The organism is Dorea longicatena, assembly GCF_024168045.1.
Lineage (GTDB): Bacteria > Bacillota > Clostridia > Lachnospirales > Lachnospiraceae > Dorea_A.
This window is the reverse complement of sequence record NZ_CP100126.1, coordinates 2,516,707-2,529,445: the sequence shown is the minus strand read 5'-3', so window position 1 is coordinate 2,529,445 and position 12,739 is coordinate 2,516,707. Positions and strand designations below refer to the sequence as shown.

Genomic DNA, 12,739 nt, shown 5'->3' with positions numbered 1-12,739 from the left:
ATGAAGAAACAAATTTATGATGAAAAGAATGGACTGAGCTATACATTGCATGGAGATTATTATCTGCCAGATTTGGAACTCAATGACGAAGAACCGGTATATGGAAAATATGGAATAATGCGAAAGCAGTTTTTGAAGGAACACAGGAATGCCCGGTATCAGTATCTGGTACTGACTGGGAAACTGACGGAGCATTTGAATCAGATTGATAAAGAGGTGAGAGAAAAAGTTGAGATGCTGGTGGAGCAGATGGCTGAACGGTGGGGAGTGACGGAAGAATTGAAGATGCAGGATCAGATGGAATGGGTGAGAAGGATGAATAATATTCAAGCAACTGCTGAAGAAATAGCATATAAAAATATAATCTTTATGTAGGAAAGAGGCTGTCTGCAGGAGTTGTGGACAGCCTCATGTATAGGAGGGGTTATTCTTCAGATATATCATAGTCAGTGGTTGTATCAGAAAATTTTGTATCCCAAATGGCTTCTTCAATGGCTTGTAAACATTCGTCTGTATGTTTGGAAATATCTTGCCCCCAGAAGTGAAGAACAGTATAGCCTAGGAATAGAAGCTTTTTATCATTTTCATAATCACGATTACGATTTCGCTCGATTTTTTTGATCCAAAAATCTGGATTTTTTCCTTTTTCAAGCCGAAGTTTGAGAATCTCCCAATCCTTTCCGTGAAAAAATTCACTATCGCAAAAAATAGCAATTTTATATTTGGTAAGAACAATATCAGGAGAACCAGGGAGAGCTTTATAATTTTTTCGATAGCGATAACCTTTGTGCCATAGAGCTTTTCGGAGCAATAGTTCTATGGAAGTATCTTTACTGTGGATCTTACGCATATTGTTTGAAACAGTAGCGGAATCACGTGACATATAGGTACCTTCTTTCTGCCTGAACTGATAAGAATATATTATCAAAAAACAGAAGAAATAGCAAAGGGGTTAAGAAACATACAAGAGGAAATCTAACGATATAGTGAGAAAATTGCTTGTTGCTAATTGTGGTATATGGTAAAATATGAGTTGTACTATTTTTGATTTTGGAGGAATTTTAATGGCGATTTGTTATGACAAATTATGGAAATTACTGATAGATAAAAAAATGAACCGTACAGAATTGAAGGAAGCGTCAGGAATAAGTTTTAATGTATTAGCTCGATTAGGAAAGAATGAGCCAGTTTCATTTGAATCAATAGAAAAAATATGTTTTACATTAAATTGCAAGATAGAAGATGTTGTAGAGATAAAAAAAGAAGAATCACCACAAATCGATATTGATGCATTTACAACCATAGAACTGTTTGCTGGAGCAGGAGGTCTGGCTTTGGGAATCGAAAAAGCTGGATTTGAACCATTGGGACTAATAGAGTTTGATAAAGATGCGGCAGAATCTTTGAAAACCAATAGGTCAAACTGGAGAGTTATTCATGATGATATAGCTAATATCTCTTGTTTGGATTTGGAAGATTATTTTGGTATAAAAAAAGGAGAATTGGATTTATTATCGGGAGGAGCACCGTGTCAGGCTTTTTCTTATGCTGGAAAAAGATTAGGACTTGAAGATGCAAGAGGAACACTTTTTTATCACTATGCAACTTTTTTACAAAAATTACAGCCAAAGATGTTTTTGTTTGAAAATGTGCGGGGGTTGCTGACTCATGATAAGGGAAGAACATATGCAACGATAACAAATATTTTTGAACAGGCGGGATATACCATTCAGAAAAAGGTTTTAAATGCGTGGGATTTTGGTGTGCCACAGAAAAGAGAGAGACTAATCACTGTTGGAATTAGAAATGATTTAGTGGGAAAAGTTTCATTTTCATTTCCTAAAGAACATGATTATAAGCCTGTTTTGAGAGATGTTTTATTGGATTGTCCAGAAGGACCAGGAGTACCATACGGAGAAAATAAAAGGAAAATATTTGAATTAGTTCCACCCGGAGGATATTGGAGAGATATTGATCCAGAGATTGCAAAAGCATATATGAAAAGTTGCTGGGATATGGAAGGTGGAAGAACAGGAATTCTTAGGAGAATGAGCCTGGATGAACCGTCATTGACGGTATTGACTTCACCGTCTCAGAAGCAAACAGAAAGATGTCATCCATTGGAAGCAAGACCGTTTACGGTACGTGAGAATGCAAGATGTCAAACATTTCCAGATGAATGGCAATTTTGTGGAAGTGTTCAATCTCAGTATAAACAGGTTGGAAATGCTGTTCCTGTCAATTTAGCATATGAAATTGGGTTAGAGATACATAAATCATTAGAGGGGGTAAAATAAATGGCGTGGAATTTAGATTTTATATCAGAAGAGGATTTTAAGAAGCATGTGCGTGCAACGATTATGAAATACGGAGAAAAACTGGAATCGTATGATTTGAAGCGATTCAATAGTAACCTGATTGATCCGATCAAGCTGATTTTTGATAAATCGGTGTATCGTACAAGCTGGGAAGAAATTGTAAATAATGAAATTTTCCGGCAGAGAGATAAGTCTAACAATAATGATATAGGATATTTTCATCAGAATATTTTTTCCTATTTCAAAGGCTGCGAAGTCCCGCAGGCAGGCTGGGATGTTATTTACAGAAATCCAGATGGAATACAAATGCCAGATGGAGATATTGTGCATACAATATATGTGGAAATGAAAAACAAACACAATACTATGAATTCTGCATCTTCTGCAAAAACATATATAAAGATGCAGGGACAGATTTTGGAAGATGATGATTGTGCGTGTCTGTTGGTTGAAGCAATTGCAAAGAAATCACAGAATATAAAATGGTCAACAAAGGTTGATGGGAAGAACGTGCAGCATAGATTGATTCGCCGTGTGAGTATGGATCAGTTTTATGCAATTCTCACTGGTGAAGAAGATGCATTTTATAAGATGTGTATGGCATTGCCGGAGGTAATCAATTCTGTTGTAAATGAAGAAGGCGGTGTTGAAGTACCACACGATACGGTTATTGATGAATTGAGAAAAGTGGCATCATTATATGGTGATGAAAACGACGAGCTGTCTATGGCAATGGCTGTATATATGCTTGGATTCAATACGTATATGGGATTTGGAGATAAAATCCGTGGAGAATTAGGAGAAAATAAAGATGGAATGCTGAAACGGATTTATGAATATGTGAAACGGTTAAAATAGGCATATAAAGAATGGTGGGGAATGAACATGAGCACTTCGACACATGATTTATTTGATTTTTTTAAAAAGGCAAATAGTAATATTTCGGATGAATACACAAGAATTTGTAGAAGAGTGAATGAAGATCCAGGAACTGCAGGGGATCAAGGAGAAGAAAACTGGAAAGAACTTTTGGAATCTTGGATTCCACCTTATTTTCAAATAGTTACAAAGGGAAGAATATTAAGTGATTCAGGGGAAACAAGTCCGCAAGTGGATGTGATTGTTTTATCACCAGATTATCCTAAAAGTTTGTTGAATTGCAAGGAATATTTATCTGGAGGAGTAGTGGCTGCATTTGAATGTAAAACTACATTAAGACGTAAACATATTGGCGAATTTATAGAGCATTCAAAGAAGATAGAAAAATTAGCTATTAATGAGAATGGAACGCCGAGAAAAGACTTACAAAGCAAAATTTATTACGGATTATTAGCGCATTCACACGAATGGAAAAAGGAAAATTCGAATCCGAAAGAAAATATTGAAAAGGCCATTTGGGAATATGATGAAAAATATGTTACACATCCTAGAGAGATTCCAGATATTATATGTGTTGCTGATTTAGGGGTATGGAAATCTCAAAAGATGATAGTGCCAAATTATGATAACGGAAAAGGTCTAAAGGGAAATTATGTTATGAGTGGGTACATAGCATCGGATAATAAAGAAGAATTTTTTACTCCTGTAGGTTCATGTGTTTTTGATCTGCTTCAAAATATTGCGTGGCGATATCCAAGTGTAAGAGATATTGTAACTTACATGAGAAAATTAAATATTTCTGGTAGCGGTAGCGGATATTCTAGACCATGGGAATGGAGTATATTGTCTGAAGAAACACAAGAAAATATATATAGATTAAAAAATGGTGGATTTTGGAATGAATGGGGTATGGTTATAGATTAACCCACCTTTACAACTGAGATGGGGAGGCAATTATGAGAATCGATTTACATTGTCATACGAAGAAGGTAAAAACAGGCGATGCTTATACAAGAAATGTTACCAAGGATAAATTTTTTCAGAAGGTTATTGAAGCAGAGGTTAAAATTATTGCAATAACAAATCATAATCAATTTGATTATATGCAATACAAAGAATTTAAAGATGTCACAGAAGGATATTGTGATATTTGGCCAGGGGTAGAACTTGATATTATAGGAAAGGCAGATCAAAAGGGAAATTGTAAAAGAGGACATTTGATTGTAATCGCTAATCCTAAAAATGTTGAACTGTTTAATACTCAAGTACAGGAATTGGTTAACGATGAAGATGTAAATACATTTCAAATTGGTGTGAAAAAAGTATATGAAACGTTAGGAAAATGTGATTGCATTTATATACCACATTTTCATAAAGAACCTAAACTGTCAGATGAGGATATTCAGGAATTAGGGGAATTATTACCCGATTCTAGCCGACTATTTAAGGAAACGTCTGATTATCGAAGCCTTGGCGTTTTTTCCAATTTTGATTATAGTGTTATTATAGGAAGTGATGTGCAAGATTGGAATAAGTATGAAACCAGCAAGTTTGCAGATATAAGACTGCCAGTACAAACATTTGAACAATTTTGCTTGTTAGCAAAAAAAGATGTACAAATCATAGATACCTTGCTCAATCAAAAACGAAAAAAAGAGATTCCTGTATCGCCATATAAAAAAGTAAACTTTAAATTACCTTTTTATGAAGATATTAATATTATTTTCGGGCAGAAGGGAAGGCTCAGTCATTGAAGGACAGGAGTATCAAGAATAAAAGAGATACGATGAATGCTCAACTGTTACCGTATTTTAAGGACAGACCGATGAACAGTATCACACCAGCAGAGATTATCCAGTGGCAGAATACGATTATTGAAAAAGGATATTCAGATGATTATCTGAAAACAATACAGAATCAGATGACGGCATTGTTCAATCATGCGAAGAATATCTACAATCTGGCAGATAATCCCTGTGACAAAGTAAAACGTATGGGAAAGACTTCAAAAAAGAAAATGAAGTTTTGGACAATTGAAGAATATCGGCAGTTTATGACCGGAATAGAACCGGGAAGCAAATATTATGTGCTGTTTGAATTATTATTCTGGACAGGAGCGAGAGAAGGCGAAGCACTCAGCATTACACCTGCTGACATTGATTTTGAAAGGAATCTACTTCATATCAATAAAACTTACTACCGTATGCATGGAGAGGACGTGATTACATCTCCCAAAACAGAAGAATCGAACCGTACGATTTCCATACCGGAATTTCTGAAAAAAGAGATTCAGGACTATATTAGCAGACTGTATGAGTTGCCCGAAGATGAACGGATTTTTCCAATGGTTCATGAAGCGGTACAGCATAAGTTAAAACAGGTGGTTCAAAAGACCGGAGTAAAAAAGATAAGAGTACACGACATTCGTCACAGTCATGCGGCATTTCTGATTAATAAGGGAGTGCAACCATTGATGATTAAAGAAAGGTTTGGACATACGGACATTCGCATTACATTGAATACTTATGGGCACTTATATCCAGATCAGCAGAAAGTGGTGGCAGATATGCTGGATGATGAAAATATAAAAAGCTCCGGAAGTACGAACAACCGGAGCAATGTGACAAATGGGGACGAATCCACAAATGTCAACCCTAGACAAGTTGATTATAGCAGGGATTCTTCCAGAGAACAACAGAGAATTGGCGAGAACAGTTGGGAAAATGGAGGAATTGATGGAACAGAGAAATGAGAATAAAACAGAATTGAAAATGATAAAGATGTCAGATGTCCAGTCCCAGACAGTGGACTGGCTCTGGTATCCATTTATCCCTTATGGGAAATTAACAATCATTCAGGGTGATCCGGGCGATGGAAAAACTACGCTGATATTAAATATTGCAGCGAGATTGTCTAAAGGAGAAGGTCTGGATAACGATATGAAAGTAACAGAACCAGTAAATATTATTTATCAGACAGCGGAAGATGGGCTGGCAGATACGGTAAAACCCAGACTGGAGCTGGCAGAAGCGGTCTGTGAAAGAATCATGGTTATAGATGAAACAGAAAAATCACTTTCCATGATAGATGAGAGACTGGAAACTGCTATCAAACGGACTGGTGCGAGAGTGCTTATTTTAGATCCGATTCAGGCATACCTTGGAGGGAGAAACAAGAAGCAGAACAAAGGGCAGAGGACGCAGAAAAAGAAGTAAAAAGTCTGGAAGAGCGTCGAGATGTGCTGCAGCCGATTATGGATAATGCCAGTAAAGAAATAAAAGAATATGGAATGATTAAGACGTTTTTACCGGAGGCAGGAACATTTGAACGTGCAGTACCTTACAGAGAAAATAAAATCAAGCCATTGTTTATCAAGATGAAGAATCAGATTGCTGCATTAGCTGGAAAGGTTGTAGAACTTAACAAAACGATAGAAAGCTGGAAAAACAAATATCAAAAATCTACGGAGAAATGTGATGATATCCAAACGCAGTTAGATGATGTGCGTAAAGAAAATGGGGAATTATTAAATGATAATCAACGTTTACAAGAGATTTCGGACAGATATGACAGAGTGGTGCGTATTTTGGGATCAGAAACTGTAGAGGATGTGGTGCAGCAGGATATTAAAGAACAGAGGACACTGGAAGAAAAACGGCGAATGGAGCAAATGCCAAAGGGAAGCGTTCTGAAACAGTTGGAATGGGCGACTCAAAAGAGTCAGATTGAAAACCAACAACGTAAGAAAAATAGAACAAAATACAAAGGATTGGAGATTTAGACTATGAAAAAACAATTTTATGATGAAAAAAATGGAATGAGCTATACATTGCATGGAGATTACTATTTGCCGGATCTGGTTTTAAGAGAAGAAGAGCCGACATATGGAAAATATGGAATGTTACGAAAGCAGTTCTTAAAAGAACACAGATCAGCAAGGTATCAGTATTTGTTATTGATTGGAAAGCTGAATGAACATCTGAATCAGACTGATCAGGAAGCTAGAGAACAGGTGGAAACGCTTATGGAACAGATGACAGAAAAACAGGGTGTAACTGAAGAATTAAAGGCACAGGATCAGATGGAGTGGGTCAGGCTGATGAATAATATAAAAGCTAGTGCAGAAGAAATTGTATTGAAAAACATGATATATGTGTGATTGCGAGGGGGATAAAATCGCTTTTTTACATTTTTGTATATTAGAATAGAACTTTAGAAAGCACTATGGTAAAATAAAGTGAAGGTAAATTGAAACTTATCAAAACAAAGATAAAAACGCAACGTGCATCTTTGATGTGCCAGAGCCGGTAGGTAGCCCGGCCGTCCTATATAAATAGGGTAAGTAACCTGCCCCTCCGGGTTGTCCATTCTTTGTTCAATAAATTTTAGGAGGGATTTTTATGGACAGAGTAAATGGAAGATTGACGGTATATTTTGAAGAACCATTTTGGGTAGGCATATTTGAGCATATTGAAGATGGTAAATTATCTGTGGCAAAGGTAACATTTGGCGTAGAACCAAAAGATTATGAAGTGCAGGAATATATTCAAAAATACTATTTCGGTTTGAAATTCAGTCCGGCTGTTGAAGCTATTGTAAAGGATATAAAAAGAAATCCGAAACGGATGCAGCGTTCAGCAAAAAAGCAGATGCTGGAAACTGGCATTGGCACAAAATCGCAACAGGCGTTGAAATTACAACAGGAACAGAACAAACAGGAGCGTAAAGAAAAAAAACGAAAGAAAAAAGAGGCGGAAGAACAGCGAATGTTTGAACTAAAACAGCGAAAGAAAAGAGAAAAGCATAAGGGACATTAAAAGTCCTTTGGGCTTTTTCTCAAATTCGGGATTTGGAGGTATAAACAATGAGGAAATGTGAAAAGTGTGGAGCAAGTATGAAATTAGATTTAAGACTTAAAGTTAATGGCGGTGGCTATGGGATGGTTGTTCGTGTAGATGAAAAACAAAAGGCGACAACTATAGATGATGTTAGAGTTGCAGTCTGCCCAGAATGTGGTTATACAGAAATGTATTTAGAGGATTTAACGAAATTGAAATCTTAAAAGACAACTTTCAGATTTTTAGAATTAAGAAAAACGGAATTTAGGGAGGGGTCTATAATTGAAATTAGCAGATTTAGCAACAGGTTCTGATTGGATAGTGTGGATTGTCTTTGTAATATTTGCTGTACTTTCTATAGTTTTACTTTCTGGACACGGAAGCTGGTTTATTTCTGGATATAATACAGCTTCAAAAGAAGAAAAGAAAAAATATGATGAAAAGAAGTTATGCAGGACAATGGGAGTTGGAATGTCTATTATAGCAATTCTTGTATTAATTATGGGCTTGCTTGAAAATATTTTGCCTGCATTTTTTGTATATATTGCATTGGGAATCATTGTAGTTGATGTCGTGGTTATTATCATTTTAGAAAACACACTATGCAAAAAGTAATAATTTCTGGTTTGAGGAATTGACTGAAAGGAAGGCATTATATGTTCTATATTTATATTATTTTTGACTTTGCAATGGCAGTGATTATGCTTTTATTTGGAATATGGTTTTATAGGTCAAAAGGACAAGCATCCAAATTCTTGTCTGGTTATAATATGAAATCAGCAGAAGAACGAAAAAAATATGATGAAAATGCTATGTGTAAGGCATATGGGAAGAGAATGATGTTTATGTCAATTCCTTTTATTGCTGGAATGATTATAGATATTTGGCATATAGGAATCGGTTGTTTAATTGCATGGGTGATATGGTTTGTTATGTTTATTCTGCTACTTATGGATAGACATAAAAGAGAAGGTTAATTTATAGAGGAATAGAATGCTTTTGGGGTGAAAATACCGTTTATTTGTTTTAGACATACGATGTCCGGTTGAAAATTAGCGGATTCTCGTTTTATGTCGTGGTAATTTTGATACATATTGGTAAGCTGTAAGTGGAAGAGAGGTAGAGACATGGACACAAAAAAGATTGGGGCTTTTTTAAAGCAATGTCGTAAAGAAAAGAATCTTACGCAAGAGCAGCTTGCCGAGAAGTTTGAGGTATCTGCAAGAACAGTTTCCAGATGGGAAACAGGAATAAATATGCCAGATCTCAGTATACTTGTTCAACTTGCTGAATATTACGATGTTGAGATGAGAGAGCTCCTGGATGGAGAAAGGAGCCAGACTATGAATAAAGAGATGAAAGAAACACTGGACAAAGTTGTGGTGTATGAAGGATGGGTGAAACAAAAAGCATTAAAGGCTGGAAATCTTGCATTTGCATCAATGTTTGTGATTAGCGTGTTAGCGATTATTATTCAGATGTTATTAACTGTGGATATTCGCTTGGTTTTAGGAGAGACAGCAACTGCTTTGGTAGGAGGAATCCTGTACGCCTCTATTATGGTGTATAATGGAATATGGGATAAATGTTTGCCAAAAAGTGCTACTATATGGCGAGATTTTCTCACCAGTGTGATATGTACAGGAATTTTTACAGTCATCTATGGCATATGTTCATTTAGAATGGGAGCTACAGAAACACAGGTAACACAATTAGCATTGGGATTTCTGATTGGTATTACTATTGTGGCATTTATTGTTCTTAGGCTCTTGGCATTTATTAATCGAAAAAGAAACCAGAATTCGTCAAATATTCAGGAGAAAAAGGAAACTTCCATATCTAAGGCAGAATGGACAAAAATTTATAATGCACAGAATATAGTAGAGACAGAACAACTCGTAGAAATGTTAAAGCAAAATGGAATAGCAGCTTTTTCACAGGAAGCAGGTGCGAATGTTGCAATGCATGGGGCACCAGGATTTGGAATATATGGTGTGGATATATTCGTGAAAACCGATGATGCAGAGAAGGCAGTACAGTTGATCAAGGAGATTAATAACCAAGAATGAAGAAATTTTTTGACATTTTCACACATGCGTGCTAATATGATTATAGAAAAAGAGTGCTACCGATAGACGGTTAGTCCACATACTTAATTGATTAAAAATAACCGTTCAGTTTGCGAGGCTGGGGCGGTTATTTTTGTGTCTTGTTATTATCTTTGCCGAATGTGTATCCGGCACAAAAGCAGGTGATGCCGAAGCTCACGACTGCAATAAAGTCCACAATACTCATTGGCTTAGCCCTCCTTTCCAGTGGATTCTCTTTCGAGTTTCTATGTAATCAGAGGGTCACAGTCCCTCTGCTGAAGGACTAACCGCCTACCGTTATGATAGCACCCATGTTTCGATTATAACAGTCAAGGTGGGAATCTGCAACCGGAAAGTTGACAGCTCATGAAAATCTGGCTGTGATACCGTTTTGATACTAAAAAATGAAGAGAACAGAAATATAGCGTAGAAATCCTATAACACAGGACAATAAAGACACGAAAATCACAGAAAATAATGAGATTTTAAGAACCTCACAAACGTGAAGGTGGACGTACTGTAGGATCAGGACGTGTTGCTACAATCATCGAGTAATTATAATCTGTTATCAGAATATTAACTCAAATATATACCCCAGAGGCTAAAACCTCTGGGGTTTTTGTTATACCAAAGTATACAAGAGAACTTGTTGGGCTTAAGAAAGAAACGATCAGCGAAAGTTCGACAAATGGATATAATAATCTTGAAGAAAATAATTCAGTTATGTATACTTAAAAATATAAAATAAAATTAAATTAAGAGGAGAGCAGTATGCAAAATCCGGAAATAGTAATTATAGGAGCAGCAATTATTGATGTTCTGGCATATCCTGTAAACGTGAAAGTATTTGAAACGGGATCGTATTCGACAGAAGATATACATATGACGACAGGGGCAGATGCATTAAATGAAGCCACTATACTTGCCAAAAAAGGGCGGAGAGTTCAGTTGGAAACAGTGATAGGTCAGGATGATGCAGGAAAATTCATACAGGCTCATTGCAATGATGCAGGGATCATGGTACGGGATGTGTGCATCAAAAAAGATGAAAAGACAGGTATGAATATTGTTCTTGTGGAGCAAGATGGAACAAGAAGTTTCTTGACGAATCCACATGGTACACTTCGAAGCCTGAAAGTAGAACATATCCAGATGCCATTTCCTGAGAGTGCAATGATCGTATGCTTTGCAAGCATATTTGTATTTCCGAAGATTGGTCCTGATAAATTAGTGCAAATATTCTCACAGGCAAAAATGCAGGGGAAAATTGTCTGTGCGGATATGACAAAGCGTAAAAAGGGCGAGACGCTGGAAGATATGGCGGAAGCTTTTTCGTATATTGATTATCTGTTTCCAAATGATGAAGAGGCGATGCTTCTGACGGAAACGGAATCAGTCGAAGAAGCAGCAGAATGCATAAAATCCACAGGTGTGGGAAATGTGATCATAAAATGTGGAAAGCGGGGATGTTACATTCGGACAGATGTGGAAAAGTGTTGGATAGCTGCGGAAGAGAATGTAAATTGTATTGATACAACTGGAGCCGGAGACAGCTTTGCGGCGGGATTTCTGAATGCACTGTTGGATGGAAACGGTGTGAAAAGATGTGCGAAAGAGGGAAACCGTTATGGCGCAGAGGCGGTTCAGCATATCGGAGCGACTGCATGGCTGAATGGTGGACTCTGAGAATTGAAATGAATAAATGATGATATGGAGTAAAAGGGTATGGAATATTCACATGAGATCATTGTGCCCAACGATGATCTCCCATTTAAAATGTTCATATTTGAGGGAAGTCAAGGAGGATATATCCGCCAGAAACACTGGCACAGATCAATAGAAATATTTGCAGTATTTGATGGGGAGATGGAATTTTATCTGAATGACAAGAGATATCCGCTTCACACGGGAGAATTTATGCTTGTGAATTCAAATGAATTGCATTCCATCTATGCGCCCAAAAAGAATAAAACGCTGGTCATACAAATACCGGTTGCGACATTCGAAAGATATTATACAGACGACGGATTCATATATTTTTCTCACAGTTCCAGGATCCAGGATGAAGAGGTGATGGGTCTGTTTGAAGAAATGTATCATGTATATGCGGAGAAGAAGAATGGATATGAATATAAGGTTCAGAGTCTGTATTACCGTCTGCTGTATCTGTTGGTAAGTAAGTACCGCAAGACGGATCTGGATGCGGAAAAGATACGTGCAAATAAAAAATTAAATAAGCTGTCAACAATTACGGATTATATGAAACAAAATTACAGCAAAGAGCTTTCGCTGGAGAGTCTTGCGAGGACATTTAATTATTCCCCGACGTATTTATCACGTATGTTCCGAAAGTATGCGCAGATGAGTTATAAGACGTATCTGGATGATCTGAGACTTCGGCATGCGTATAATGATCTGGTGAATACAGATCTTTCAATCGGAATGATTGCGGAGAAGAATGGATTTGCGGGGAGCAAAGCATTTGCAAGGGTGTTTAAGGAGCAGTATGGGGAACTGCCGAGTGAATATCGGAAGAAACAGTGAGAGGAGAAGAATGGCTTAAAAGTAATCTTGTAAAATGATCTGTAAAGAATATAGTAGCAAATAAAGAGTG

At 36.8% G+C, this 12,739-nt stretch carries 15 protein-coding genes and 2 pseudogenes; 16 read left to right on the top strand and 1 reads right to left on the bottom strand.

From position 1 onward, the window contains the following. Positions 1 to 375, top strand: a complete 375-nt coding sequence (locus tag NKF87_RS12080) for a TnpV protein (protein ID WP_118392740.1) — start codon at positions 1 to 3, stop codon at positions 373 to 375. Positions 376 to 424: 49 nt separating this feature from the next. Here NKF87_RS12080 and NKF87_RS12075 read toward each other — a convergent pair whose 3' ends face one another. Next, positions 425 to 883 (bottom strand): very short patch repair endonuclease, encoded by a 459-nt coding sequence (locus NKF87_RS12075; protein WP_101884366.1) that lies wholly within the window; start codon positions 881 to 883, stop codon positions 425 to 427. A 181-nt stretch (positions 884 to 1,064) separates the two neighbouring features. Here NKF87_RS12075 and dcm point away from each other — a divergent pair, with 181 nt between their 5' ends. The 15 genes and pseudogenes from dcm (at position 1,065) to NKF87_RS12000 (ending at position 12,669) form a co-directional block, all read left to right on the top strand. After that, a complete protein-coding gene (dcm, locus tag NKF87_RS12070; protein ID WP_118392742.1) occupies positions 1,065 to 2,297 on the top strand; it encodes a DNA (cytosine-5-)-methyltransferase in 1,233 nt (410 codons plus the stop codon). Next, a complete protein-coding gene (locus NKF87_RS12065) occupies positions 2,298 to 3,176 on the top strand; it encodes an Eco47II family restriction endonuclease (RefSeq protein WP_118392743.1) in 879 nt (292 codons plus the stop codon). A gap of 27 nt (positions 3,177 to 3,203) precedes the next feature. After that, positions 3,204 to 4,121 (top strand): DUF6602 domain-containing protein, encoded by a 918-nt coding sequence (locus tag NKF87_RS12060; RefSeq protein WP_118392744.1) that lies wholly within the window; start codon positions 3,204 to 3,206, stop codon positions 4,119 to 4,121. A 32-nt stretch (positions 4,122 to 4,153) separates the two neighbouring features. Continuing rightward, complete coding sequence (locus tag NKF87_RS12055; protein ID WP_253583611.1) at positions 4,154 to 4,951, top strand: hypothetical protein; 798 nt, start codon at positions 4,154 to 4,156, stop codon at positions 4,949 to 4,951. Next, positions 4,930 to 5,949, top strand: a pseudogene (locus tag NKF87_RS12050) (tyrosine-type recombinase/integrase); the annotation flags it as partial. The gene NKF87_RS12055 and the pseudogene NKF87_RS12050, both read left to right, overlap by 22 nt. Continuing rightward, positions 5,921 to 6,364 (top strand): annotated as a pseudogene (locus tag NKF87_RS12045) (AAA family ATPase); the annotation flags it as partial. The pseudogenes NKF87_RS12050 and NKF87_RS12045, both read left to right, overlap by 29 nt. 71 nt (positions 6,365 to 6,435) lie before the next feature. Then, positions 6,436 to 6,978 (top strand): hypothetical protein, encoded by a 543-nt coding sequence (locus tag NKF87_RS12040; RefSeq protein ID WP_253583608.1) that lies wholly within the window; start codon positions 6,436 to 6,438, stop codon positions 6,976 to 6,978. 3 nt (positions 6,979 to 6,981) lie between these two features. Further along, positions 6,982 to 7,356: a TnpV protein gene (locus NKF87_RS12035; protein WP_117598191.1), complete on the top strand. Its 375-nt coding sequence runs from the start codon at positions 6,982 to 6,984 to the stop codon at positions 7,354 to 7,356. Positions 7,357 to 7,597: 241 nt separating this feature from the next. Continuing rightward, positions 7,598 to 8,014, top strand: coding sequence for a YjdF family protein (locus NKF87_RS12030; RefSeq protein ID WP_117598192.1), 417 nt, complete (start codon positions 7,598 to 7,600; stop codon positions 8,012 to 8,014). 47 nt (positions 8,015 to 8,061) lie between these two features. Then, a complete protein-coding gene (locus NKF87_RS12025; RefSeq protein ID WP_008373560.1) occupies positions 8,062 to 8,259 on the top strand; it encodes a zinc ribbon domain-containing protein in 198 nt (65 codons plus the stop codon). A gap of 58 nt (positions 8,260 to 8,317) precedes the next feature. Continuing rightward, positions 8,318 to 8,650 carry a DUF3784 domain-containing protein gene (locus tag NKF87_RS12020; RefSeq protein WP_117598193.1) on the top strand — a complete coding sequence of 111 codons (333 nt, stop codon included), beginning with the start codon at positions 8,318 to 8,320 and terminating at the stop codon, positions 8,648 to 8,650. A 41-nt stretch (positions 8,651 to 8,691) separates the two neighbouring features. After that, the gene (locus tag NKF87_RS12015) at positions 8,692 to 9,012 is read left to right on the top strand and encodes a DUF3784 domain-containing protein (protein ID WP_008373564.1); all 321 of its coding nucleotides are present in this window, start codon (positions 8,692 to 8,694) and stop codon (positions 9,010 to 9,012) included. Positions 9,013 to 9,162: 150 nt separating this feature from the next. Beyond that, positions 9,163 to 10,104 carry a helix-turn-helix domain-containing protein gene (locus NKF87_RS12010; RefSeq protein ID WP_253583606.1) on the top strand — a complete coding sequence of 314 codons (942 nt, stop codon included), beginning with the start codon at positions 9,163 to 9,165 and terminating at the stop codon, positions 10,102 to 10,104. Between the two features lie 792 nt (positions 10,105 to 10,896). Next, positions 10,897 to 11,811, top strand: a complete 915-nt coding sequence (locus NKF87_RS12005) for a carbohydrate kinase family protein (RefSeq protein ID WP_253583604.1) — start codon at positions 10,897 to 10,899, stop codon at positions 11,809 to 11,811. Between the two features lie 39 nt (positions 11,812 to 11,850). Further along, positions 11,851 to 12,669, top strand: a complete 819-nt coding sequence (locus tag NKF87_RS12000) for an AraC family transcriptional regulator (RefSeq protein WP_173792150.1) — start codon at positions 11,851 to 11,853, stop codon at positions 12,667 to 12,669. Positions 12,670 to 12,739 lie beyond the last annotated feature (70 nt).